The following is a 25133-nucleotide window of genomic DNA, read 5'->3' on the forward strand; positions in this document are numbered from 1 at the left end:
GCGGCGCACAACTAGCGTCGTCTAAAGCCGCCAGACTCGCGCGCGCGTCGGCGCTTCTTGCATTTCAGCGCCCGGGTCGCGAACCGCCTCACTTGCGCTAGACTGGCTCGAGCAACCGGAAGGAGACCCAGGATGATACGCAAGACGCTTAATGCCTCGCAGCTTCAGCAGGAGGTCAATCGGAGAATTCATCGACTGCCGGAAATCGTCGATGATGGCGTGAAGATTCGCGTGCCGCGGCCGCAGCTGCAAGAGGCTGACAAGACTGGCTGCAACTGGAACATGACCCACTTCGGCAATGCGATTGGCTTCGAGCGCGACATCGAGGGCGTACTGAAGGCCATGCGTGCGGAATACAACCTCAGTACCGAAGTGAAGGACACCGGCAATCCGTTCGGTGACTAGCCGCGACACACACCGATTCATTGTTCGTTATTGATCGAATGCGCATGTTGGAAACGGGAATGGCAACGCACGCCCGCAACGCGTCGTTACAACCAGCGCGGGTCGCGCGTAAACGCGACGGTCAGCCAGCGGTCCGGGCCCGACTCACCGATCGCGCGCGAGATTCTGTCGCGGATATGATCGAGCTGGCGCACGCCGGCGTGCTCCATCGCCTCGGGCAACACGATATGCACCTCGACGAAAAGGCCTCGGCCGACGCGTGTCGCGTAGTGCGAGTGCTTGACGAAGCCATAGTCGGCGGTCAGTTGTTGCATCAGGTCGCGCAACTCGTGCTCCAGATCCGGCGGCGTGATCAGCAACACTTCCTTGACCGCGCCGATCACGGTTCCGATCGGCATCGGGATCAGCACGAGAGTTAGCAGGGCCAGCACGCCGGGGTCGATGTACGGCGTCAGATGGCCTTGCCCGATGCGTTCGAGCAGCCATGCAATCGAAAACGCCAGCAGCAGCGCCGAGCTGATGCACGCCGACATCAGCCAGCTCTTGATGTCGAGGCCGATCAGTTCGGAGTCGATCACGCGATTCACGCGCCGTTCGCGCCAGAACATGAAGAAGCAAAACGCGGCGACCACCACGGCGTAGAAGACCCCCCAGCCGAATTCGAGTTCGCGGCCGCCGTCGAGCAGGCCTTTGACCGCGTTGATGAAAGCGTAAAAGCACAGCACCGCCAGCAGACTGCCGTTGAACACGAGCACGAGCGGCTCGATGTGCCAGAAGCCGTGCTGGAAGCGTCGACTGCTCTCCTGTTGAAGCAGGCGGGTGACGAGCAACGACAGGCTGCACATCGCGGCGTCGAGCGCGGAGAACATGCCGTCGAAGATGATCGCCAGCGAGCCGCTCAGAATCCCGACCGCGATGCCGAGTCCGGCGATCATCACGGTGCAAAGCAGCGACTGCTTGAGGATGCGTTGTTCGAGGTCCGTTGCTTTCATGATCCGAGTGACCGCCCGTGGCTGAAAGACGTTCAGAGGTGAGGGGAGTATATCGGGCGCGTATGCCCGGAATGTCGCGGCCACGCGCGAGCGCGCCGCAATCCGTCGGTAGCGGCCAACGTCGCGGGCCCGGTGCTCGATACGGCTAGCCAAAGCTATTCCCCCGGGTGGCCCGCGCGCCCCCCCCCCCCCCCCGCCCGCGGCACATCCGCGCGTCTACCCGGGCTTGTCCTGGGGTGCCTCCACGCGCATCCAATTCACCCCATCCGCATACCGCCAAGCCTTGCCCACGCTCGCCGCCGCGCTATCCCTCGCGATTATTTGCGATTCACGAATACCGCATTCGCCGCTTGTCCCGTACCTGAGCCGCCGCACTTGGGCCAATCTTGGCCGCGTCGCTGCCGCATCGACGAAGCGCGGCACGACACCCGTTGCTGAATTCGACGAACCCGGCGGCGCGCCGCGGCGCCAGCGAATGCCGTGCGCGCGCCAAGCGGCCGGACTACGGAGACATGGAGACACAGATGAAATCGAACGACTGGGACGTGGCCTACGAATGGAAGGCCGTCGCGCTGCTGGCCCTCGGCTTCGGCCTCGTGGGACTCGACCGCTGGCTGATCGCGCCGCTCTTTCCGGCCATCATGAAGGACCTGCATCTGACCGCGCAGGACGTCGGCAACTGCATCGGCATCCTCGGCTTGTCTTGGGGCATTTTCGCGGCGTTGATGGGCGGCATCTCCGACAAGATCGGGCGCCGCAAGGTGCTGATCCCGGCGATTCTGGCGTTTTCGCTGCTGTCCGGTTTCTCCGGACTTGCCGGCGGCCTGATGAGCCTGCTCGCGGTGCGCGCCTTGATGGGCGTCGCCGAAGGCTCGTTCTGCCCGACCAGCTTCGCCGCGACCGCCGATGCGTCGCATCCGAAGCGCCGCGGTTTCAATCTCGGCCTGCAGCAAAGCGGCTTCGCGCTGTTCGGCCTCGCGCTGTCGCCGATCATCGCGACGCAGCTGCTCAGCGTGGTCACGTGGCGCTGGGTTTTCGCGCTGGTGTCGGTGCCCGGGCTGATTCTCGGCGTGCTGATGTTCTTCGTGATTCGCGAACCGAAAGCCGCGCCGCAAGCGACGCCAAAGCGGCCCGCCTGCCCGGCCGAACCCGGCAATTGGCGCGACGTGCTGAAGAGCCGCAACATCCCGATCGCGATGGCCGCGCTTTTCTGCGCGATGACCGGCGTGTTCGTGCTCGGCGCGATGCTGCCGCTGTACCTGACCGAGTATCTGTCGCTCGACACGCAGCGCATGGGCGTCGTCGTCTCGGCAATCGGCTTTGGCGGCTTTATCGGACAGTTCGGTTTGCCGGGGCTGTCGGACCTTACCGGGCGGCGCGTCGCGAGCATCGTCGGCTTCGCCGGCACCGCCGTGATGCTGTACCTGTTCCGCGGACTCGGTGCGCAGCCGGTGCAGCTGTTTGCGGTGCTGTTCGTCGCGTCGTTCTTCACGCTCGGACTCGTGTCGCTGCTGTCCGGTCCGGTTGCGACCGAAGCTGCGCCGATCGGCATGATCTCGACGTCGATCGGCATCGTCGTCGGCGCGGGCGAGATTTTTGGTGGCGGCATTGCGCCGGCATTGGCGGGCTTCGTCGCGACGCACTTCGGCATTCAGAACATCCTGTGGCTGCCGATCTGCGCGGTCCTGCTCGGTATCGGCGTGAGCCTGCTGCTCGAGGAAACCGCGCCGGCCCGAGTGCGTCGTCAGCGGCTTGCGCCGTCGCTCGACCTGCCGGCCAGCGAGCAACCGGAATGATGCGCTGCAACCGGTCGGCGCAGCGCTCGACAACGAGGCCGTTGTCGCCGACCGGGCGGCGCGTTCACGCGCCCCAGCCCAGATACACTGACAGGCTGGACGAGTGGACAAGGACCCAGCATGGATCGTTTTCTGAGCATCGAGGCCTTCGTACGCGTGGCCGAGACGAGCAGCTTCGCCGAAGCGGCGCGGCAGTTGGGCGTGACGAGTTCGGTGATCACGACGCGCATCCAGCAGCTGGAGAAGTTCGTCAACGCGCCGCTCTTTCATCGCAGCACCCGGGTCGTACGCCTGTCCGAAGTGGGCGAGGCGTTCTATCGCGAATGCGCAGAGGTGGTCGGGCGTGTCAACGAACTGACCGACCAGATGCGCGAGTTGCGCGCGACACCGACCGGCCGCTTGCGCATCCAGATGCTGCCGGGTTTCGCGCTCGGCCACTTCGGCGCGCCGCTCGCGGAATTCAACCGCCGCTATCCCGGCATCCAGCTCGATGTGATCGTCAACGACCGGGTGGTCGATCCGATCGAAGAGGGCTTCGACGTCGCTTTCCAGATCTTTCCGCCGATCGCCGAATCGCTGATCGAGCGACGGCTGTTCAAAGTGCGGCGTCTGTTCTGCGCGACGCCCGCGTATGTGAAGGAGCATGGCGCGCCGCAGCATCCGCGCGAGTTGCTGCAACACACCACCGCGCTTTATTCGGGCTACCCGTCGCGCAATCGCTGGACCATGACGCACGGCGACGAGGTAGTCGAAATGGAGCTGCCGGGCATGATCCGTTCGAACTCGGTGCATCTGCTGCGCGACTATGCGCTGACTGGAGGCGGCGTCGTCTGTCTGCCGACGCTGGTCGCGAGCGCCGCGCTGCTCGATGGTTCGCTGGTGCCGATTCTGACCGGCTACACGCTGTCGCCGCTGAATTTCGCGGCCGTGTATCCGGCGACCCAACGACAGGCGCTCAAGGTGAAAGCGCTGGTCGAGTTTCTGGCCGAGTACCTGGGTCCCGAGCCCGCGTGGGACCGGCCGCTGATCGAGCGTGGCTGGGTGACCTAAGGCTATTCACGCGGCGATTATTTGCAAAGTCCGAATGCTGTAATCGCCCGATCGCCGGTTGTTGCCATCCTGTTGCGCTTCTAAAGTTGAATCAAACGAACTTTTTCAACAACCGCAACTTCGTTGCATGGGATCGGAGTAGGCGCTAAAGCGCCAACTCCGATCGACAGGAGACAGCAATGACCGAGTCGTCATTCCACACCGTCTTTGGCTCGCTCGACGGCTACCGCAAAGGCGAAATCGAAATCACGAGCGGCGAAGCGCGCCATTACGTGTTTTCCAACATCTTCGAAGTCGCTTCCGGGTCGGCGCCCTACGAGAAGGTCGTGGTCGGCAAGAACCTCGACTACGTCATCGAGGCGTTGCGCACCGAAGGCCAATCGCAATGGTTCGCCTGCGCGCACGACGAGTTCGCGATCTTGATGGACGGCGAAGTACGCATCGATTTCATCAAGCTCGACAACCCGCCGAAGAGCGGCACGGGCACCATCGCAGCGGGCGCGCAACCCGCCGGCCTTACGATGGGTTACGTGGTGCTGCGTCGCGGACATCAGGCATTGCTGCCGGCCGGCTGCGCATATCGCTTCACCGCGCAGAAACCCGGCGTCGCGCTCGTGCAAACGATGCTCGGCGAACTGTCGGTGGAGAAGTGGGCCGACATCTGCCTGCACTGATACGCAGAACATGCACCCACCCCGCAACTACGTTGCATGGGACCAGAGTAAGCGCTAAAGCGCCAACTCTGGTCGACATAGGAGACAAAACATGGCATCCCTCGAAACCCTCGATCACCCGGCCGGCTTCGCCGCCGACACCGTGCGCGCCAGCGAACCCGACGCGGTCACCGGCTATCGCCGCTTTACGCTCGGCGCGTTCGAATTCCTGCGCGACGAGTACTTCGTCAAGATCAACTGGCCCGCGAAAGGCCAGACCCGCACCCACGCGGTGCCGGCCGATGCGTTCCTGCGCGCGATGATGCGCGACGTCGCATGGGGCTTCTTCTACGGCTGGGTCAATTTCGACCAGGTGTTCGGCACGCGCAATCACTACGGCAAGGTCGACGTGTATGCGGGTTCGTTCAACGGCATCATGAAGGACGCGGGCGTCGATTACATGGAGACCTTCGAGACGCCGACGATCATGGCGACCTTCAAGGCGATTCTGCACGACTGGACCAACGAAGGCTTCGACCCGTTCGCGGCACCCGAGGAAACCGGCACCGCGTTCGGCCGCAAGCATGGCGACAACGATGCCGCGATCGAGCGCACGCGCATCGCGACGCGCCGCATGCCGGGCCTCGAAGGCGACTCGCCGCTGCGCGACGATCTGCCGGTGAACCGTGCGTTCGCCGACGTCACGCAGGACGATCCGGAGGTGCATGTCGAGCCCGGCTTCGAGGGCCAGCTGCACGCGTTCAACCTGTTCAAGTATCTGTCGCGCTCGGACGTTACCTGGAATCCGTCGGTCACGTCGGTGTGCGGCCAGAGCCTGTTCTGCCCGACCACCGAGGAATACATCCTGCCGGTGTTTCACGGCAACGATCGCGTCGAGTGGTTCCTGCAACTGTCCGATGAGATCGTCTGGGACATCGGCGACAAGAACACCGGCGCACCGCGCGCGCGGATCACGATGCGTGCGGGCGACATCTGCGCGATGCCGGCCGATATTCGCCATCAGGGTTATTCGACCAAGCGCTCGATGCTGCTCGTGTGGGAGAACGCGACGCCGAATTTGCCGAAGCGTTACGAAAGCGGCGAGCTGAAGCCGTACCCCGTCGATTTCTGAACGCTCGATTGAAGAGCCCCGCGCCCGCATTCACCGAGGACCATTCATGCAAACCCAACTGTTCATCGACGGCCGCTTCACGGACGCCGTCGAAGGCGGCACGATCGACGTGCTCAATCCGCACGACGGCTCGCTGATCACACAGATCGCCGCGGCCACCGCCGCCGATGTCGATCTGGCTGTCGATGCCGCCGCGCGCGCGTTCCCGAAATGGGCCGCGCTGCCCGCCGCCGAACGCGGTCGGCTGCTGCTTAAGCTCGCCGACGCGATCGAGGCCAACGCGGAAGAACTCGCGCAACTCGAATCGCTGGACACCGGCCACCCGATCCGCGATTCGCGCTCCCTCGACGTGCCGCGCACGGCGGCATGCTTTCGCTACTTCGGCGGCATGGCCGACAAGCTGCAAGGCTCGGTGATTCCGGTCGAAGCGGGCTTTCTGAACTACGTGCAGCGCGCGCCGATCGGCGTGGTCGGACAGATCGTGCCGTGGAATTTCCCGCTGATGTTCACGAGCTGGAAGATGGGTCCGGCGCTCGCGGCCGGCAACACGGTCGTGCTGAAGCCGTCGGAGATCACGCCGCTGTCCACGCTGCGCATCGTCGAGCTGATGGCCGAGGTCGGTTTTCCCGAGGGCGTCGTCAACATCGTCGCGGGCTATGGTCATACGGCGGGGCAGCGGCTCGCCGAGCATCCGGGTGTCGGCAAGATCGCGTTCACCGGATCGACCGCGACCGGGCGGCGCATCGTCGAGGCCTCGCAGGGCAACCTGAAGCGTGTGCAGCTCGAACTCGGCGGCAAGGGCGCGAACATCGTGTTCGACGACGCGAACCTCGACGCCGCGATCAACGGCGCCGCGTGGGCGATCTTCCACAACCAGGGTCAGGCGTGCATCGCGGGCTCGCGGCTGATCCTGCACGAGCGCATCGCGGATCGGTTCCTCGAACGCTTCGTGTCGCTGGCGTCGTCGATCCGGCTCGGCGATCCGCTCGATGCCGACACCGAGATGGGGCCGCTCACGTCGAAGCAGCATCAGGAACGGGTGCTCGCGTTCGTCGACATCGCGCGTCAGCAGGGCGGTCGCGTGCTGACCGGTGGCAGCGCGCCGAGCGATGCGTCACTTGCGAACGGCTACTACGTGCGCCCGACCGTCGTCGAGGCTGCGAGTCCGAACGACCGCGTCGCACAGGACGAAGTGTTCGGCCCGTTCGTCACGGTGCTGCGTTTCCGTACCGACGACGAAGCGCTCGCGATCGCCAACGGCACCGACTACGGACTCGGCAGCGGGCTGTGGACGCGCGATCTGTCGCGCGCGCATTCGATGGCCGCGAGAATCCATGCGGGCATGTGCTGGGTCAACTGCTACAAGCGCGTCAATCCGGGCAGCCCGTTCGGCGGCGTCGGACAGTCGGGCTATGGCCGCGAGATGGGCTTCGAGGCGATGCACGACTATACGGAAGCGCGCTCGGTGTGGGTCAACGTCGACGGCAACGTGCCGCCGCATTTCAAACGCTGAGGGCCGCATGGAGCGCTTCGTCTATCAGGGCACGCCGTCGCGTGTGGTGTTCGAATGGGGCGGGCTCGCGACGCTGCCCGCGGAGGTCGAGCGGCTAGGAGCCAGGCGCGCGCTGATCCTGGCGACACCCGAGCAGCACGCGCTGGCCGAGCGGGTCGCGGAGGTGCTCGGCCAGCGCGCGGCGGGTGTGCATGCGCAAGCCGTGATGCACGTGCCGATCGAAGTCGCTCGCGCGGCGCGCGATGCGGCCGCCGCGCTCGATGCCGACTGCTGCGTCGCGGTGGGCGGTGGTTCGACGGTCGGCCTCGGCAAGGCGATCGCGCTCGAATCGTCGCTGCCGATCATCGCCGTGCCCACTACCTATGCGGGCTCCGAGATGACGCCGATCTACGGGCTCACCGAAGGGCGTCTGAAGCGCACGGGCCGCGATATGCGCGTGCTGCCGCGCACGGTGATCTACGATCCGTCGCTGACTTTGTCGTTGCCGGCGGGCATTTCCGCCGCGTCGGGCATCAACGCGATGGCGCACGCGGTCGAAGCGCTGTATGCCGAGGACGCGAATCCGGTGATCAGCCTGATGGCCGAGGAAGCGATCCGCGCGCTCGGCGAAGCGCTGCCCACGATCGTGCGCGCACCGGACGATGCCGCCGCGCGCAGCAGCGCGCTGTACGGCGCGTGGCTCGCGGGCACCTGTCTGGGCGCGGTCGGCATGGCCCTGCATCACAAGCTTTGTCATACGCTGGGTGGCACGTTCAACCTGCCGCATGCGCAAACCCATGCGGCGATGCTGCCGCATACGGCACACTACAACCACGGCGCCGCGCCCGATGCGCTCGCGCGCGTCGCGCGAGCGCTCGGCGGCAAGCGCGAGGCCGACGCGGGTCCGCTGCTGTTCGAACTGAATCGCGCGCTCGGCGTTCCGCTGGCGCTCGCGCAGATCGGCATGCCCGAGCAGGGACTCGACGAAGCGGCCGATCTCGCGTGCAAGAATCCGTATGCGAACCCGCGTCCCGTGGAACGCGATGCGATCCGCGCGGTGCTGCAACGGGCGTGGCAGGGTGCCGAACCCGTCTGAGCGCCGGGCAACGCGGCGCCGCCAGATCAATCGATGGAGGAAGACATGTCGACAGACAGCAAAGAGGCCGAGCAGGCCCTGACCGAGCAGGTGGTAGCAAGCTTCGCCGGCACACCCGACGATCGGCTGCGCACGCTGATGCAAAGCCTCGTGCGGCACATGCATGCATTCGTGCGCGAAGTCGAGCCGACCGAGGCCGAATGGATGTCGGCCATTCGCTTTCTGACCGACACCGGCAAGATGTGCGACGACCTCGTGCGCCAGGAATTCATCCTGCTGTCGGATACGCTCGGCGTATCGATGCTGGTCGACGCGATCAACCATCGTCTGGCGACGGGCGCCACCGACACCACTGTATTCGGCCCGTTCTACATTCGCGGCATGCCCGAGCGCGCGTATGGCGAGAACATCGCGTTCACGCCCGGCACGCCCGCACTCGTGCACGGACGTGTGCTGTCGACGGACGGCGAGCCGCTTGCGAACGCGGTGCTCGATGTCTGGCAGACCGCTGGGAACGGCATGTACTCGGGACAGGACACCGAGCAGCCGCACGGCAATCTGCGTGGACGTTTTCGCACCGACGCCGAAGGCCGCTACGCGATTTCGACGATCGTGCCGGTGAGCTATCCGATTCCGACCGACGGCCCGGTCGGCCGCATGCTCGAAGCGACCGGACGGCATCCGTGGCGACCCGCGCATCTGCACTTCATGATCGACGCGCCGGGGCATCGTACGCTCGTCACGCATGTGTTCGATCGCGAAGACCCGTATCTGGGTTCGGACGCGGTGTTCGGCGTGAAGCCGTCGCTGATGGTCGATTATCGCGAGTGCCCCGCGGATCACGAACTCGCGCGCCGCTTCGGTTTCGATGGACCGTTCCGCGAAGCGCGCTACGACTTCATCCTCGATCGGAGCTGATGGCGATGGCACGTTTTTTCGCGGTATTCGCGACCGACAAGCCCGGCATGCGCGAAGTGCGCGAACGGGTGCGTCCGGTGCATCGCACGTGGCTGCGCGGCGGTACGCATCGCGGCGTGTTCGTGCGCCTTGGTGGTCCGACGCTCGCGCCGCAATGCGATGCGATGAATGGCACGTTGCTGGTCGTCGAAGCGGAGCGTATCGACGACGTGATGGAATTCGTCAGCAACGATCCGTACATGCAGGCGGGATTGTTCGATTGCGTGGAGATTCGCCCGTGGGACTGGAGCCTCGGCAACCCGGAACGGAGAGTCTGAGCGATGAACGAAACGGCGCTATGTCAGTTCGCCGACGTGCCCGATGGCGGCGCGCGGGTCGTCGATGCAACGGCCGCCGGCGTGCCTGTTGTGGTGGTGCGGCGGGGCGAGCAGGTGTGGGCTTACGCGAACCGCTGTCCGCATTTTTCTGTGCCGCTCGATTTCGAACCCGGCGATGTGCTGTGCTATCGATCGCAGGTGTTGATGTGCGCGCATCACAGCGCGTTGTTTCGCTTCGAAGATGGACGCTGTATCGAAGGGCCGTGTGCGGGGGCGAGCCTCGATGCGGTGAAGATTGTGGTCGATGGGGACGGGTGGGTGGTGTTGAATCCGTAGCCGACGCGACTTCGCTCGATAACATCGCGCCGTCACGACAACGACCAAGGATCGACCTTGCCACCCTCGATCACGAAGTGCTTCGCATCGACGCTAGGCGCGAAAAGGCGCCAGTCCTCGTCATCTTCGATTCCGTCTGGAATCACCACAAGGCGATACCCTCGCGAGAACAAAACGACGATGCCGCCCGCGTCATTTGCCGACGCGCACGCGCACTTGAAAGGCTCTTGCGTTACGAGCATTTCGTGCAAGCGCCTTGCCGTGTCGTGCGCTTTTTCATCAGAGCCGCGCAGATCTTCCCGTGTTGCTACGGTTAATCCATCTCGCTTGATCTGCCAGGCACATTGCACGTGGAGCGCCCACGCCCCATCTTCGTGCTCTTTGCCCCCGAGCGTATACCGCCTTTGGGGACCAAACTGCATGGTGAGCATGTCCCCCGCATGACTGACCCAACTCACCTCAAGCCCAACAAGCACGGCAAGCCGCTTCGTAATTTCTGCCCTAATATCAGTCATCACCATCTCCGAACATTTCCTGCCCGCGCTCTAGCATCTCGTGATAGCCGAAGCCCTGTCTACTGGTTTCTCGATGAAGTCGCTGGGCCTGATCTTTATTCAGACCCAACGCTCTTACAACGGCCTTGAACTGCCTGTTTTGCGCCTGACTGTTGCGCGGCGTACCTTCGCTACCCGCGACCTGCACCCCGTCACCATCCGGCATATCGGGCTGATAGTCGAACGGCTGTGCATTGCCGAGGTTCTGCGGCACGCGCGGTCCGTTGCCATAGAGCGACCTTGGCATGTCCGCGCGGTCCGGTTGCTGCGCGCGCGCGGAGTCCGATTGTGAGGCCTTTTCCCGCTGCTCTCGTATCGCCTGCACGCACTTGCGTATCTCGTCCCGCTCAGGGACGAAGATCAGACTACCGTCCTTCACTTCGTTGTACAGGGCTTTGGCAACCTCATGGTCTCTCATCCTGTACATATGAAAGCGGTTGCCACTCCGGCCGAGCATATCGCGCAACTCATACGACTGGAGTGACAGCAGCATGGATGGGCTATATCGCAGCCACGCTGCGCGCGCTTCGTCCATGCCCTGCACAATGTCGTCGTGCGACTCGCGGGGCACGCTCGCCGGCAATGCAAAATGGAACCACCGGTCAACGTCAAACAACCAGTTAGATTCGATGTGAAGGTTGAACGATCTGTAAAGACTGATCGAGAGAAATGTCCGTGCCGCCTTTCACGGACCTCATGGCAAGAACCGAGGGAAAGTGAAGTCATCGTGCCTGACAGCCAATGAAGGAGGCCCGATTGTGCAACAAGAAGCCATCCTAAAAAACCCCGGATAAATTCTTGCGGGAGGGGCGCTGCGCCTGGACAGGCTTTTCACCAAGCCTCGGTCACCCGCCCATTGCGGACAACAAGTTACGTCGGTGGGCCCCTGATCATCAGTCATACCAACGTATTGTCGCGCGCTGGCTGTGACGCGGTAACAGGCGCTTCCGATATCGGTAACTCCTTTTCGAGTATGCGGGTGTTCGTTAGCGCGCACCAGTCTCCGCGTGCGAATTGGCAACTTGCGGAGGAAAGGGGCGAGTGTATCGGGCGTCACCGCAAAGCTGGCAACCCGTTGAAGCCCCGGCGTGTTATACAGCTTCCCGCATCCAGAAGACGGACACTTGCGAACGAATCTGGCTACCAGTCCGCCATTTATCGTCCGGACCGACCATTCCCCCGCGCAGCCCGAGTCTCGACAGCCGCTCTCCAGTGATATTCGGGAATTAGCCAGAGCGGCACGGCTTTCTGAGCCTGCCTTTGTACGTGCGGCCGAATACGCCGCTCGCGATCGGGACCGAGAACCAGCGGCCCGATTACGACTATGCGTTGCGCAGCGAATTGCACCTGTTCGAGCTGGATTCCGGCAAATCGGCGAGCGTGACGTTGCGCGGCCCGGACCGTTCGATCCCGAACCGGCACCTGATTGCACTGCGCGATCGGCGAGGGCTCGATGATTGTGCTCGATACCGCTGCGCTGATCATGTGGCTGAGCGCTCACGACAAGCTGAGCGTCACGGCTCGCAAGGCGATCGACCGCGAAATGCATGCGGGCGAAATCGCCATTTCGATGATTAGCATCCTCGAGGTAGCGGAATACGTCGAGGATGGCCGGCTCAAACTGTGTGTCGATACACGGCGCTGGTTGTCGACCTTGCCGTCGGTCGAGGGCCTGCGCGTGGTCCCGGTCGATATGGCGATCGCCGTTTAGGCCGCGGCGCTGCCCACCACGCTCACGTCGCATCAGCGGCTGATCGCATCCACCGCGATGGCGCGTGGCGGCACGCTGATCACGCCCGACGCGCGATTGCGCGAGTTCTCCTACGCGGGGGCAATCTGGTGAGTGGCGCAGTCGTTCTGCGGATGATTCGGGCTAAGGCACGAGACTGAACCACGCGCCATACGCTGCCGCCGCTACTTCAACCGCCCCGCCAGAAACTGCTGCAACCGCTCGCTACGCGGATTCGTCAGCACCTGATGCGGATGCCCTTGCTCCTCGATCTTGCCTTTGTGCAGGAACACGACATGATTCGACACGTTGCGCGCAAAGCCCATCTCGTGCGTGACGACGATCATCGTGCGGCCTTCTTCGGCGAGCGCCTGCATCACGCGCAGCACTTCGCCGACGAGCTCGGGATCGAGCGCCGAAGTCGGTTCGTCGAACAGCATCACTTCCGGCTCCATCGCGAGCGCGCGGGCAATCGCGACGCGCTGCTGCTGACCGCCCGACAGATGCGACGGATATTTTTTCTCCGTGCTGGCCGGCAAACCGACCTTGGTCAGATACTTGCGAGCGCGTTCCTCGGCTTCGGCGCGGCTCAATCCCAGCACGCTGATCGGCGCCTCGATGATGTTCTCGAGCACCGTCATATGCGCCCACAAGTTGAAATGCTGGAACACCATCGCGAGACGCGTGCGCATCGTTTGCAACTGCTTCGGATGGGTCACGCGTAGCGAGCCGTTGCGATCCCTGCTCGTGTTGATCTCCTCGCCGTTCAGCGTGATGCGCCCGGAGCACGGCGATTCGAGAAAGTTGATGCACCGCAGGAAGGTGCTTTTCCCGGAGCCGCTCGACCCGATGAGGCTAATCACGTCGCCCGCCTTCGCCTTCAGCGAGACGCCCTTCAATACCTCGTTGTCGCCGAACTTCTTGTGCAGGTCGTCGACTGTCAGCTTGTACATGCTCGTATGCTCCATCATGGCGCGAATGCGCCTTCAATGCCCTTGCGGTTTCAGATATGCCAGCAAACGGATTTCCATCTTGCGGAAGCCCCAGATCAGCGCGAACACGATCGCCGCATACAGGATCGCTGCGATGCCGTACGCCTGGAACGTCGCATAGGTCGCGGAGTTGACGTCGCGCGCCACTTTCAGAATGTCGGGAACGGTCGCCGTGAACGCGAGCGTGGTCGCGTGCAGCATCAGAATCACCTCGTTGCTGTACGAGGGCAGGGCCCGGCGCAGCGCCGACGGCAGGATGATGCGCGTATACAGCTTGAACTTCGACATGCCGTAAGCCTGGGCCGCCTCGATCTCACCGTGCGAGGTCTCGCGGATCGCGCCCGCGAAGATCTCGGTGGCGTACGCGCATTCGTTCAGCGCGAACGCGAGCAGCGTGCAGTTCATCGCATTGCGAAAGAAGCTGTCGAGCATCGCGTGCGAATGGACGAAATGCAGACTGTAGAGCCCCGTGTAGATCAGCAGCAGTTGAACGTACAACGGCGTGCCGCGAAACACGTAGGTGAAAAGCCAGACGGGCCCGCAGATGTAACGGTTGCGCGACGCGCGGGCGATCGCGAGCGGCACGGCCAACACGAAACCGAGCACGATCGACGCAACCAGCAACCACAGCGTGATGACGAGGCCGGTGTAGTTGAAGCCATCCGTGAAAATGTAGTTCTGCCAGTATTGACGGATAAGTTCGATCACAGCGCGGCCCTCCGTACGCCGATCGAGTAGCGCTTCTCGAGGCGGATCAATACCAGATTCGAAATGGTGGTGATGGCGAGGTAGATGGCTCCGGTCGCCAGCGTGAAGAAGAAGAACGACTGGGTGCTCTTGCCGGCGTCCTGCGATGCCTTCACGACGTCCGCGAGACCGATGATCGACACGAGCGCGGTGGCCTTCACGAGCACCTGCCAGTTGTTGCCGATGCCGGGCAGCGCGAAGCGCATCATCTGCGGAAACAGAATGCGGGTGAACACTCGGCGCGCGCTCATGCCGTACGCGAAGCCCGCTTCGATCTGCCCACGCGGCACCGACAGAAACGCGCCGCGGAAGGTTTCGGTGAAGTACGCGCCGTAAATGAAGCCCAGCGTGATCACGCCGGCGAGAAACGGATCGATGTCGATCTGCTCCATGCCGAACATGTCGGTCAGCTCATTGAGCCAGATCTGGATGCTGTAGAACAGCAACAGCATCAGCACGAGGTCGGGCACGGCGCGGATCAGCGTCGTGTACATCGCGCCGATGCGCGAAAGCACGCGGTTGGTCGACAGCTTCGCGGCGGCGCCGAGAAGTCCCAGCGCGAACGACGCCGCGAGCGACAGCACCGCGAGCTTGATGGTTACCCACGTGCCCGCGAGGAGCAGCGGACCGAAGCCTTGAAACAGCATGGGAGTGTCCTTGTTGAAGGAGCGACCCGCGCGCATGCGCGCGGGGCCTGGCGATCGGGTGGAGCGGGCCCGTGGTGTTGCGCGCGGGCTTAGCCGCCGTACACGTCGAAGTCGAAGTACTTCTGCTCGATCTTCTTGTACGTGCCGTCCTTGATCATGTCGGCGATCGCCTTGTCGACCTTGACCTTCAGATCCTCGTCTTCCTTGCGCATGCCGATGCCCGCGCCGTTGCCGAGGATCTTCGGATCGTCGATGTTCTGCCCGACGAAGGTGAAGCCCGCGCCGCGCGGCGTCTTCAGGAAGCCCTGGTCAGCCTGCACCGCGTCTTGCAACGCTGCGTCCAGACGGCCCGACTGCAGATCGGTGTAAACCGCGTCCTGGTTCTGGTACGGCACGACCTTTACGCCCTTCGCCTCCCAATAGGTCTTCGCGTAGGTTTCCTGGATCGTGCCCTGTTCGACGCCCACCGTCTTGCCCTTCAGCGAGTCGGCGGTCGGCACGATGCCCGAGCCCTTCTTCGCGACGAGTCGCGTCGGCGTGTTAAACAGCTTCGACGAGAAAGCGATCTGTTCAGCACGTTTCGGCGTCATCGACATCGACGACAGCACGCCGTCGAACTTCTTCGCCTTGAGTGCCGGAATCATGCTGTCGAAGTCCTGCTCGACCCACACGCACTTCGCATTCAGACGACGGCAGATTTCGGTGCCGAGATCGACGTCGAAGCCGACCAGCTTGCCATCGGTCGCTTTCGATTCGAACGGCGCATAGCTCGCATCCACGCCGAAGCGGACTGTGGACCAATCTTTGGCGAAAGCGCCGGTGGCGGCGAGTGCGAGGGCGAGGGAAAGGGCAAGTTTCTTCATCAAAGTCTCCGGGAGGGATGCAACGAGTGCGATGTTGTATAGACAAATTATCCCGTACGGCCGATGAGCGGCAATCAGGGTTAGTGCTTACGCGCACCCAGGAGGGAGACGGAGAATAGGCGTAGAAGCCTTGCGGGCAGGATGATCAGGCTGATTGAAAGGCTGCGGGCTCAGCCGGAATTTTCGCGTATACCCGCGGTCTATACCGTGGCGACGAGCTTGTCCATACAACTTCGTTACGGCGGCGCCCGCATGAACGTCTAGCCGCGAACCGCGCGATCCGCGCTACTGATGCGAAGGCGGTAGATAGGTCATGTGCTGTTCGTTGTACAGCGCGTAGATCAGTTCCTGCATGCGCTGGATGTCGGCCGATTCGTCGAGCATGCGCATGCTCATGATGATCGGCGACACGAGGTTCTCATCGTCGAGGTCCTTATAGGCGATGTCGCCGCGCTGCAAGCCGTACACGCTGGCCGGCACGATCGAGATGCCTTCGCCCGCGGCGACGAGGCCGAGCGCGATCTGCAACTCGCGCGTCTCGTAGAGCCGCTGCGGCTTCAGCCCGCGATCGTGAAACGCGGCCAGCACCTGGTCCGCGTAACTGGGCCGAGGCGCCTTCGGAAAGATGATCAGCGTTTCGCTGGTGAGGTCGTGCATTGACAGCACCGGCTTCGCGTCGATCAGCGGATGGCCGAGCGGCAGCGCGACGATCATCCGTTCTTCGCGCAGCACGACGCGCCGGATGCTCGGGTCTTCGTGACGAATGCGGCCGAAGCCGACGTCGATGCGGCCTTCCTTGAGCGCCTTGATCTGATCCATCGTCGACATCTCGTGCAGGCTCAGCTCGACGGTGCTGTTCTCGGTGCGAAAGCGCCGGATGATTTTCGGCAGCATGCCGTACAGCGTCGAGCCGACGAAGCCCACGGACAAACTCCGCTCGATCTTGCCGACGCGCCGCGTCATCGCCTCGATTTCCGTCGTTTGCGCGAGCAGCTGCACCGCGTGCGAATAGAAAAAGCGGCCCGCCTCGGTCAGTTTCAGCGGCCGCGAGTTGCGCTCGAACAGCTGCACGCCGAGGGTGTCTTCGAGCTGCTGGATCTGCCGGCTCAGCGGCGGCTGCGCAATATGCAGACGTTTGGCGGCCTTGGTGAAGTTGCATTCCTCGGCAACGGCCACGAAGTAGCGCAGGTGGCGCAATTCCATAAAAATACCTTCTAAGTATCGTCGCGATACTAAATCAGTGTTGGACGATGCAAATGGCGTGCAACTATCCTTCAGTCACCGTAGACGCCCCGCAAAATTATACCTCCCGAGCATTGACAACTCGGCCCGGTCTGAAGCGTCGGTCGGCCCCACGGAGACGGCGCAGGCAAATCCTGGCGCATGGGATCCAAGACTTAGAAAGAGTTCAGGAGCAGCAATGAAACACGCTGAAATCGAAACCCTGCCGAAAGGGTTGTCCACCGACATCCCGCCTCTCGTGCCGAAGGTCGAACCCTTGCGCACCGCGACCTGACGCAGCCCCCGGAGGCGCACCGCCTCCACTCCCCGACGTGAAAGACCAACCGGCCAGCCGGCCTCGCGGCAGGCAGGCCGCTCCCTACACGCGTGCTTCGCACGCATACCGACAGTCCGTACCAGGAGACACGCATGATTCCGATCTACCCGGATCACACTCCACAATTGAAGAATATCGACGACTTTCTCGTCGAAGACCGCGAGCGCGGCGATTACCGCCTGCATCGCAGCGCGTTTACCGACGAGCGTTTGTTCGAACTCGAAATGCAGCACATTTTCGAGGGCAACTGGATTTATCTCGCGCACGAAAGCCAGATTCCGAACAACAACGACTATTTCACGACCTACATGGGCCGGCAGCCGGTCGTGATCGCGCGCAACCGTCAGGGCGAGCTGAACGCGTTCATCAATTCGTGCACGCACCGCGGCGCGATGCTGTGCCGCCACAAGCGCGGCAACAAGGCCACCTATACGTGCCCCTTCCACGGCTGGACCTTCAACAACAGCGGCAAGCTGCTGAAGGTCAAAGATCCCTCGGACGCGGGCTATCCCGACTGCTTCAACAAGGAAGGCTCGCACGATCTGAAGAAGCTCGCGCGCTTCGGCAACTATCGCGGCTTCCTGTTCGGCAGCCTGAGCGATGACGTGCCGCCGCTCGAGACGTTCCTCGGCGAGGCGGCGCTCATCATCGACATGATCGTCGACCAGTCGGAAGACGGACTCGAAGTGCTGCGCGGCTCGTCGACCTACACGTATGAAGGCAACTGGAAGCTGACCGCGGAAAACGGCGCGGACGGTTATCACGTGTCGGCCGTGCACTGGAACTACGCGGCGACGACCAATCATCGCAAGGAAGAAAACGCGCGCGAAGACAAGATCCGCGCGATGGATGCGGGCAGCTGGGGCCGTCAGGGCGGCGGCTTCTACGCATTCGAGCACGGCCACATGCTGCTGTGGACGCGCTGGGCGAATCCTGAAGACCGTCCGAACTTTAGCCGCCGCGAGGAATTCGCCGCGCGCCGCGGCGCCGAGCGCGCTGACTGGATGATCCAGAACTCGCGCAACCTGTGCCTCTACCCGAACGTGTATCTGATGGACCAGTTCGGCTCGCAGATTCGCGTGCTGCGGCCGCTGTCGGTCAACAAGACCGAGGTGACGATCTACTGCATCGCGCCGAAGGGCGAGTCCGACGAAGCGCGCTCGCGCCGCATCCGTCAATACGAGGACTTCTTCAACGTGAGCGGCATGGCCACGCCCGATGACCTCGAGGAATTCCGCGCCTGCCAGTTGGGCTATGCGGCCCGCGCGGTCGAATGGAACGACATGTGCCGCGGTTCGAAGCACTGGATCGACGGCGCCGACGAAGCCGCGCAAAAGATCGGCCTGAACCCCGTGATGAGCGGCGTGAAAACCGAAGACGAAGGCCTCTACACGGTGCAGCACCGCTACTGGATCGACACGATGAAAAAGGCGCTGAACGCGCCGGGGAGCCGCGCATGAGCAACATCGCCATCACCGATATTCAGGCTTTCCTGTTCCGCGAAAGCCGCCTGCTCGACGACGAGCAATGGGACGAGTGGCTCGCCTGCTATCACCCGGACGCGTCGTTCTGGATGCCGTCGTGGGACGACGAGGACAAGCTCGTCACCGATCCGCAGCGCGAGATTTCGCTGATCTATTACCCGAACCGCCAGGGCCTCGAAGACCGCGTGTTTCGCATCAAGACCGAGCGTTCCAGCGCGACGATGCCCGATACGCGCACGAGCCACAACGTCGCGAACGTCGAAGTGGAGAGCGCGGAGAGCGGCGTGTACACGGTGCGCTTCAACTGGCACACGCTGAGCCATCGCTACAAGACCAACTACAGCTACTTCGGCATGTCGCGCTACGTGATCGACTTCAACGGCGCCGAGCCGCAAATCCTGAGCAAGTACGTCGTGCTGAAGAACGACTACATCAATCAGGTCATCGACATCTACCACATCTAGCCGGTGCGGTTGCAGGAGACAGGTCATGGAACACACTATTGCACTTCAGTTCGAAGACGGCGTCACGCGCTTCATCAGTTGCCGTGAGAACGAAACGCTGTCGGATGCCGCGTACCGGCAGAAGATCAACATTCCGCTCGACTGCCGCGAAGGCGCGTGCGGCACCTGCCGCGGACTGTGCGAATCGGGCGCGTACGACATGCCCGAGGAGAGCTACGTCGAAGATGCGTTGACCCCCGAAGAAGCGGGCAAGGGCTATATCCTCGCGTGCCAGACGCGGCCGCGCTCGGATCTGGTGATTCGCGTGCAGGCGTCGTCGGCGGCGTGCAAGACCGGGGTGTCGCGTTTCGAAGGTACGCTCGCGGCGGTCGAACGGCTGTCGGATTCGACCATCCATTTCTCGATCGATATCGACGGCGCGAGCGCGCCGAGCTTTCTCGCGGGTCAATACGTGAACGTCGAGATTCCGGGCGTGAGCGGCGAGAGCCGGTCGTATTCGTTCAGCTCGGCGCCGGGCGCGACGCGCGCGGCGTTCGTCGTGCGCAACGTGCCGGACGGCAAGATGAGCGGCTTTCTGAGCCGCGATGCACAGCTTGGCCAGCGGATCGGCTTCACGGGTCCCTACGGCAGCTTCTATCTGCGCGATCCACAGCGTCCGGTGCTGTTCCTCGCGGGCGGCACCGGCATCCCGCCGTTCCTGTCGATGCTCGACGTGCTGAAGGCGAGCGGCAACACGCAGCCGGTGCGCCTCGTGTACGGCGTGACCCACGACATCGACCTGGTCGCGCTCGAACAGCTCGAACAAGCGCAGCGCAGGCTGCCGAATTTCAGCTACCGCACCTGTGTCGTCGATGCCGCGAGCAGCCACGAGCGCAAAGGCTACGTGACCGCGCACGTCGACAGCGAATGGCTCAATAGCGGCGACGTCGACGTCTACCTGTGCGGCCCGGTCGCGATGGTCGAAGCGGTGCAGGGTTGGCTGCGCGACAGCAGCGTCGAGCCCGCGAACTTCTACTACGAAAAATTCTCGGCGAGCAACGTAGCATGACCTCGACCTTTACCGATCGCTTCAAGGACAAGGTGCTCGTCGTGACCGGCGCGGGCCAGGGCATCGGCCGCGGCGTCGCGCTGCGCGCGGCGCGCGAGGGCGCGGCGGTGGTGCTGGTGGACCGTTCGCCGATCGTGCACGAGGTGGCCGAAGAGATTGCGCGCGCCGGCGGCGACGCGCGCGCGTTCATCGCCGACCTCGAAACCTATGCGGGCGCGACTGCGATGACGGCTTTCGCGATCGATGCGTTCGGCCGCATCGACGCGCTCGTCAACAATGTCGGCGGCACGATCTGGGCGAAGCCGTACGAGGAGTATGAAGCGGAGCAGATCGAGGCCGAGGTGCGGCGTTCGCTGTTCCCGACGCTGTGGTGCTGCCACGCGGTGTTGCCCGCTATGCTCGAGCGCGCGAGCGGCGCGATCGTCAACGTGTCGTCGATTGCGACGCGCAGTATTTATCGCGTGCCGTACGCGGCGTCGAAAGGCGGCGTCAATGCGCTGACCGCGAGCCTCGCATTCGAGCATGCCGAACACGGCATCCGCATCAACGCGGTCGCGACCGGCGGCACCGAAGCGCCGCCGCGCCGCGTGCCGCGCAATACCGCGCCGCAAAGCGAGCAGGAAGCGACGTGGTATCAGGGCATCGTCGATCAGACGATCGCGTCGAGCCTGATGCATCGCTACGGCACGATCGACGAACAGGTCGGCGCGATCCTGTTCCTCGCTTCCGACGAAGCGTCGTATATCACCGGCACCGTGCTGCCGGTCGGCGGCGGCGATCAGGGCTAGCGAGCGGCGGGCCGAACGACGCCGATAGGCCGCGCGGCAATTGTCCTTCATACTATCGGCCCGGCATGACTCCGCTGCCGGATGGTGACATGCGGTGATTCGCGGTCACTCGCGGTGACATGCGCCGCCCGGCGCGCGTCACCGACAACGGGCCGCCACGACCCACATCGACGATGAATCCCACCCCTAGCCAGGCGCCTACCACGCGCGCCATTGCGGCCGACTGGTCCGTGTCCGCCATCGTGGCCGGCTTTCTGGCCGTGCTGATCTCGTACGCGGGCCCGCTCGTGATCTTCTTCCAGGCCGCGCAAGCGGCCCACATGCCCAACGAGATGGTCGCGTCGTGGGTATGGGGCATCTCGATCGGCGCGGCCGTCTCCGGCATCTTCGCGAGCTGGAAGCTGAAGGTGCCGGTCGTGACCGCGTGGTCCGCGCCCGGCACCGCGCTGCTAGTCGGACTGTTCCCCGGGTTGACGCTGCATCAGGCGGTGGGCGCGTATCTGAGCGCGGCCGTGATCATTCTGCTGATCGGCATATCGGGCTATTTCGATCGAATGGTGCGCCGCATTCCGAAGGGCATCGCCTGCGGGATGATGGCCGGCATTCTGCTGCAGTTCGGCACGCATGCGTTCAAGGCGGCCGCGTCGATGCCGGCGCTGGCGTTCGGCATGATCGGTGCGTACATCGTCTTCAGGCGCGTGCTGCCGCGCTATTGCATCGTGCTGGTGTTGCTGACGGGCACGGTCCTCGCCATCGCGCTCGGCGCCGCGCACCTCGGCGCGCTGCCGCTGCAAGTCACGCGGCCGATCTTCATCCAACCCGAATGGACGCTGAGCTCGACGCTGAGTCTTGCGCTGCCGCTCGTCGTCGTCAGTCTGACCGGCCAGTTCCTGCCGGGCATGGCGATTCTGCGCGTGTCCGGCTATCACACGCCGGCCCGGCCGATCATCACAGCGACCAGCATCGCGTCGATCGGCGTGGCGTTTTTCGGCGGCATCACGATCGTCATCGCCGCGATCACGGCGGCGCTGTGCACCGGCAAGGACGCGCACGACGAGCCGGACAAGCGCTATATCGCGGGCATTGCCAACGGCGTGTTCTATCTGATCGGCGGGACCTTCGCCGGTGCGATCGTCGCGCTGTTCACGATGCTGCCGAAGGAATTCGTCGCGATTCTGGCGGGCCTCGCGTTGATCGGTGCGATCACGTCGAACGTGATGGGCGCGATCCAGGACGAAGACCATCGCGAGGCCTCGGTCATCACGTTTCTCGCGACCGCATCCGGTATGACCTTCCTCGGGCTCGGCTCCGCGTTCTGGGGCATCGTGATCGGCTCGCTCGCCTACCTCGTGCTGAACAAGGTGCGGCGCGAGACGTCGGCAAACCAGTGAAGAAGCGGTAACTCAAGGCCGCGCGCCGAGCGCCTGAAACAGCGCGGCGGTATCGGCATAACGCTGCGCGGCGGCTTTGGTGCGATCGAGTCCGGTCTGCAATTGCTGGCGCTGCGTATCGAGCAGCGTCAATTGGCTGATGCCGCCCGCCGCATAACGCTGACTCGCAATACCGGCGCTGTGCTGGGCGCTGCGCTGCGCGGCATCGAGCGCCTGCAACGCAATCGCGTCCTGATCGAGCGCGCGCAGCGCGTCGGCGACCTGTTGCAGTCCCTGCAGCACGGTTTGCTTGTACACGGCGAGCGCCGCCTGGTAGGCCGCCTCGGACGAATGCTTGCGCGCCAGCAGTTCACCGCCATGAAACAGCGGCTGCGTGAGACCCGCGCCAAAGTTCCACACGTTGAAACCCGTCAGCAGATCGGACACGTTGACACGTTCGGTCGCCGCGCTGCCCGACAGCGTGATACGCGGATACAGGTTCGCGGTCGCGACGCCGAGGTTCGCGCTCGCCTGATGCAACAACGCCTCGGACGCGCGAATGTCGGGCCGCTGCTGCGCGAGCGTCGACGGCAAGGTCAGCGGCAGGTCGGCGGGCAGCACGAGCGTATCGAGGTCGAGTGCGGCAAGGTCGTGCGTGGTGGCCAATTCCGCTGGCGCGCGTCCCAGATAGATCGCGAGCTGATGATCGGTCTGTGCAAGCTCCGTACGCAACGGCGGTAACGTCGCGCGGGTTTGCTGCACCAGCGTGCGCTGACTCAGCAGATCGACCTCGGAGATGCCGCCCGCGTGATAGCGGTGTTCGGCGATATCGAGTTGCTGCATCTGATTCGCGAGCAGCGCCTCTGTGAGTGCGATCTGTCGCGCGAGCGACGCGCGCCGGATCGCCGCCGTCACCACATTGCCCGCGACCGTCAAGCGCGCGGCTTCGAGTTCGTATTGCTGATAGTCGACCTGCGCAGCCACCGCTTCGAGCGCGCGGCGATTCGCGCCGAACAGATCGAGCGTGTACGACACGGTGACTTGCGCGCTGTACAGCGTGAACGGCGCAAACGCGCGGCCTTGCGTCAGCTGGCCGAAGCCCAGCGCTTCGGGATCGATCCTCTCGCGCGTGGTCGACAGGTTCGCATCGACCTGCGGCCACAGCGTGCCGCCCGCCTGCGCGCGGTAGTCCTGCTGCGCTTCGTCGAGTTTCGCGCGGGCTTGCGCGAGGGTCGGGCTGTCGTCGAGCGCCTGCTGCACCAGCGCGTTCAGCGCCGGCGAGCCGAACGCGCGCCACCAGCCGTCGCCGGGCACCTCAGTCGGCACGAAGTGTTGCGCGGCGCCGCCGGGACCATCGGCGGCGACCGTGCTTGCCGCAAGCGGCGCGGCGGTATAGCTCGATACGCTGGTCACGTCGGGCCGATGGAAATCGGGGCCGACGGTGCACGCGCACAAGGCCGCGCTTGCGCCGCAGGCGGCGAGCCGACGCGTGACGGATAAACAAGCCGCGCGATGAAAAACCACGTCAAGAAAGCGAGGGGCGGAACACATTGCAGGCCTTCCTCAATCGAGCGTGCGTCGATAGAACTTCACGGCGACGCCCATCACGACGAACAGAAAGATCAGCAGCGGCCACACATGCGGCCACATGTCGGCCCAACCGACGCCTTTTAGCAGAATGCCGCGCACGAGCCGGTTGAAGTAGGTGAGCGGCAACAGGTTGCCGATGTACTGCGCCCACTTCGGCATGCCCGCGAACGGGAACATGAATCCGGACAGCAGGATGTTGGGCAGAAAATAGAACATCGTCAGCTGCATAGCCTGCAACTGATTCTGCGCGAGCGACGACAACGTAATGCCGATCGTCAGATTGGCCGCGACGAACAATAGCGCGGACAGATACAGCGCGATCAGACCACCTTCGAACGGCACGTTGAACACGAAGCGAGCGGCCGCGAGAATGATGCTGACCTGCACCAGACCGATCGCCACATATGGCACGATCTTCCCGGTCATCACTTCGAGCGGCAGCACGGGCGTAGCCAGCAGATTTTCCATCGTGCCGCGCTCGCGTTCGCGCGTGATCGCGAGGCCCGTCATCATCACCATCGTCATCGTCAGGATCACGCCCATCAGGCCCGGCACCACGTTGTACTGGGTGATGCTTTCGGGGTTGTAGAGCCGGTGCAATTGAACATCGAAAGCGGTGGGGCCGACCGCGAGCGGCGACAGCGGACCCGTGAGGTCCTTCTGCAGTACCGACTGCGTGATCGACGGCAATGCGCCGAGCGCGGTGCCAACCGCCATCGGGTCCGTCGCGTCGGCTTCGACGAGCAGCGAGGGCCGCGCGCCCTTGGCCAGCTCGCGGGTGAAACCGACCGGAATATTCAGCACGAACAGCACCTTGCCTTGCGCGAGCGCGCGGCGGCCGGACTCTTCATCGGGCAGCGTCGAGACGATGTCGAAGTAATCGGAGTTGCGCATCGCCATCAGGAAGCTGCGCGTGAACTCGCTGTGATCGGCGGCGATGACGGCGGTCGGCAGATGCTTCGGGTCGGTATTGATCGCGAAGCCGAACAGCGCCATCTGCATGATCGGCAGCACGATCATCATCGCAAACGTGATGCGGTCGCGCTTCAGCTGCAAAAACTCCTTGCGCACGATGCTCCACCAGCGCATCAGCGAAAAGCGCGGAAGTCGGC

26 protein-coding genes are annotated in these 25133 nt (G+C 63.7%); 16 read left to right on the forward strand and 10 right to left on the reverse strand.

Annotated features, from left to right (window positions below; all coding sequences use genetic code 11):
• The first annotated feature begins 132 nt into the window (after positions 1-132).
• Positions 133-405: a hypothetical protein gene (locus AB3X86_RS24145; protein WP_176121464.1), complete on the forward strand. Its 273-nt coding sequence runs from the start codon at positions 133-135 to the stop codon at positions 403-405.
• A gap of 86 nt (positions 406-491) precedes the next feature.
• Here the strand turns inward: AB3X86_RS24145 and AB3X86_RS24150 are convergent, their stop codons facing one another.
• The gene (locus tag AB3X86_RS24150) at positions 492-1397 is read right to left on the reverse strand and encodes a cation diffusion facilitator family transporter (protein WP_368591336.1); all 906 of its coding nucleotides are present in this window, start codon (positions 1395-1397) and stop codon (positions 492-494) included.
• A gap of 524 nt (positions 1398-1921) precedes the next feature.
• Between AB3X86_RS24150 and AB3X86_RS24155 the strand changes: the two genes are divergently transcribed.
• The 9 genes from AB3X86_RS24155 (at position 1922) to AB3X86_RS24195 (ending at position 10187) form a co-directional block, all read left to right on the forward strand.
• A complete protein-coding gene (locus AB3X86_RS24155; RefSeq protein WP_368597963.1) occupies positions 1922-3193 on the forward strand; it encodes an MFS transporter in 1272 nt (423 codons plus the stop codon).
• Between the two features lie 120 nt (positions 3194-3313).
• A complete protein-coding gene (locus tag AB3X86_RS24160; RefSeq protein ID WP_176121461.1) occupies positions 3314-4243 on the forward strand; it encodes a LysR family transcriptional regulator in 930 nt (309 codons plus the stop codon).
• Between the two features lie 179 nt (positions 4244-4422).
• The gene (locus tag AB3X86_RS24165; protein WP_368597964.1) at positions 4423-4917 is read left to right on the forward strand and encodes a hydroxyquinol 1,2-dioxygenase; all 495 of its coding nucleotides are present in this window, start codon (positions 4423-4425) and stop codon (positions 4915-4917) included.
• Between the two features lie 91 nt (positions 4918-5008).
• The gene (locus tag AB3X86_RS24170; RefSeq protein WP_176121459.1) at positions 5009-6028 is read left to right on the forward strand and encodes a hydroxyquinol 1,2-dioxygenase; all 1020 of its coding nucleotides are present in this window, start codon (positions 5009-5011) and stop codon (positions 6026-6028) included.
• Between the two features lie 46 nt (positions 6029-6074).
• On the forward strand, positions 6075-7541 hold the full coding sequence (locus AB3X86_RS24175; RefSeq protein WP_368597965.1) for an aldehyde dehydrogenase family protein: 1467 nt from the start codon (positions 6075-6077) through the stop codon (positions 7539-7541).
• A 7-nt stretch (positions 7542-7548) separates the two neighbouring features.
• Positions 7549-8616: a maleylacetate reductase gene (locus tag AB3X86_RS24180; protein WP_368597966.1), complete on the forward strand. Its 1068-nt coding sequence runs from the start codon at positions 7549-7551 to the stop codon at positions 8614-8616.
• A 45-nt stretch (positions 8617-8661) separates the two neighbouring features.
• Positions 8662-9534, forward strand: a complete 873-nt coding sequence (locus tag AB3X86_RS24185; protein ID WP_176368020.1) for an intradiol ring-cleavage dioxygenase — start codon at positions 8662-8664, stop codon at positions 9532-9534.
• 5 nt (positions 9535-9539) lie between these two features.
• Positions 9540-9851, forward strand: a complete 312-nt coding sequence (locus AB3X86_RS24190; RefSeq protein WP_368597967.1) for a YciI family protein — start codon at positions 9540-9542, stop codon at positions 9849-9851.
• 3 nt (positions 9852-9854) lie between these two features.
• Entirely contained in the window at positions 9855-10187 is a 333-nt protein-coding gene (locus AB3X86_RS24195; RefSeq protein ID WP_368597968.1) for a Rieske (2Fe-2S) protein, read from the forward strand.
• Between the two features lie 32 nt (positions 10188-10219).
• Here AB3X86_RS24195 and AB3X86_RS24200 read toward each other — a convergent pair whose 3' ends face one another.
• Both AB3X86_RS24200 and AB3X86_RS24205 read right to left on the reverse strand, forming a co-directional pair.
• Positions 10220-10702: a hypothetical protein gene (locus AB3X86_RS24200; protein ID WP_368597969.1), complete on the reverse strand. Its 483-nt coding sequence runs from the start codon at positions 10700-10702 to the stop codon at positions 10220-10222.
• Entirely contained in the window at positions 10695-11357 is a 663-nt protein-coding gene (locus AB3X86_RS24205; protein ID WP_368597970.1) for a hypothetical protein, read from the reverse strand. Before AB3X86_RS24205 ends, AB3X86_RS24200 begins: the two co-directional genes overlap by 8 nt.
• 837 nt (positions 11358-12194) lie before the next feature.
• Between AB3X86_RS24205 and AB3X86_RS24210 the strand changes: the two genes are divergently transcribed.
• On the forward strand, positions 12195-12452 hold the full coding sequence (locus AB3X86_RS24210; RefSeq protein ID WP_368597971.1) for a PIN domain-containing protein: 258 nt from the start codon (positions 12195-12197) through the stop codon (positions 12450-12452).
• A 203-nt stretch (positions 12453-12655) separates the two neighbouring features.
• Here the strand turns inward: AB3X86_RS24210 and AB3X86_RS24215 are convergent, their stop codons facing one another.
• The 5 genes from AB3X86_RS24215 to AB3X86_RS24235 all read right to left on the reverse strand — a co-directional run bounded on the left by AB3X86_RS24215 (position 12656) and on the right by AB3X86_RS24235 (position 16922).
• Positions 12656-13423, reverse strand: coding sequence for an ABC transporter ATP-binding protein (locus tag AB3X86_RS24215; RefSeq protein ID WP_176368014.1), 768 nt, complete (start codon positions 13421-13423; stop codon positions 12656-12658).
• 33 nt (positions 13424-13456) lie between these two features.
• Positions 13457-14170 (reverse strand): ABC transporter permease, encoded by a 714-nt coding sequence (locus AB3X86_RS24220; RefSeq protein ID WP_176111477.1) that lies wholly within the window; start codon positions 14168-14170, stop codon positions 13457-13459.
• Positions 14167-14856: an ABC transporter permease gene (locus tag AB3X86_RS24225; protein WP_368597972.1), complete on the reverse strand. Its 690-nt coding sequence runs from the start codon at positions 14854-14856 to the stop codon at positions 14167-14169. Before AB3X86_RS24225 ends, AB3X86_RS24220 begins: the two co-directional genes overlap by 4 nt.
• 89 nt (positions 14857-14945) lie before the next feature.
• Positions 14946-15719: an ABC transporter substrate-binding protein gene (locus AB3X86_RS24230; RefSeq protein ID WP_368597973.1), complete on the reverse strand. Its 774-nt coding sequence runs from the start codon at positions 15717-15719 to the stop codon at positions 14946-14948.
• A 285-nt stretch (positions 15720-16004) separates the two neighbouring features.
• A complete protein-coding gene (locus tag AB3X86_RS24235) occupies positions 16005-16922 on the reverse strand; it encodes a LysR family transcriptional regulator (RefSeq protein ID WP_176111474.1) in 918 nt (305 codons plus the stop codon).
• A 447-nt stretch (positions 16923-17369) separates the two neighbouring features.
• On the opposite strand from AB3X86_RS24235, the gene benA reads away from it, so the two are divergent.
• The 5 genes from benA (at position 17370) to AB3X86_RS24260 (ending at position 22452) form a co-directional block, all read left to right on the forward strand.
• Entirely contained in the window at positions 17370-18737 is a 1368-nt protein-coding gene (benA, locus tag AB3X86_RS24240; RefSeq protein WP_368597974.1) for a benzoate 1,2-dioxygenase large subunit, read from the forward strand.
• Entirely contained in the window at positions 18734-19225 is a 492-nt protein-coding gene (gene benB / locus AB3X86_RS24245; RefSeq protein WP_176111472.1) for a benzoate 1,2-dioxygenase small subunit, read from the forward strand. Before benA ends, benB begins: the two co-directional genes overlap by 4 nt.
• A 25-nt stretch (positions 19226-19250) precedes the next feature.
• The gene (gene benC, locus AB3X86_RS24250) at positions 19251-20273 is read left to right on the forward strand and encodes a benzoate 1,2-dioxygenase electron transfer component BenC (RefSeq protein WP_368597975.1); all 1023 of its coding nucleotides are present in this window, start codon (positions 19251-19253) and stop codon (positions 20271-20273) included.
• A complete protein-coding gene (locus tag AB3X86_RS24255; protein ID WP_176368008.1) occupies positions 20270-21061 on the forward strand; it encodes a 1,6-dihydroxycyclohexa-2,4-diene-1-carboxylate dehydrogenase in 792 nt (263 codons plus the stop codon). Before benC ends, AB3X86_RS24255 begins: the two co-directional genes overlap by 4 nt.
• Before the next feature lie 173 nt (positions 21062-21234).
• Positions 21235-22452 carry a benzoate/H(+) symporter BenE family transporter gene (locus AB3X86_RS24260; protein WP_368597976.1) on the forward strand — a complete coding sequence of 406 codons (1218 nt, stop codon included), beginning with the start codon at positions 21235-21237 and terminating at the stop codon, positions 22450-22452.
• Between the two features lie 12 nt (positions 22453-22464).
• Here AB3X86_RS24260 and AB3X86_RS24265 read toward each other — a convergent pair whose 3' ends face one another.
• Complete coding sequence (locus tag AB3X86_RS24265) at positions 22465-23982, reverse strand: efflux transporter outer membrane subunit (protein ID WP_368597977.1); 1518 nt, start codon at positions 23980-23982, stop codon at positions 22465-22467.
• A gap of 12 nt (positions 23983-23994) precedes the next feature.
• Complete coding sequence (locus tag AB3X86_RS24270) at positions 23995-25110, reverse strand: ABC transporter permease (protein ID WP_176378610.1); 1116 nt, start codon at positions 25108-25110, stop codon at positions 23995-23997.
• Between the last annotated feature and the right edge of the window lie 23 nt (positions 25111-25133).

The sequence above is a fragment of the Paraburkholderia sp. BR14374 genome (assembly GCF_040948685.1).
Lineage (GTDB): Bacteria > Pseudomonadota > Gammaproteobacteria > Burkholderiales > Burkholderiaceae > Paraburkholderia > Paraburkholderia youngii.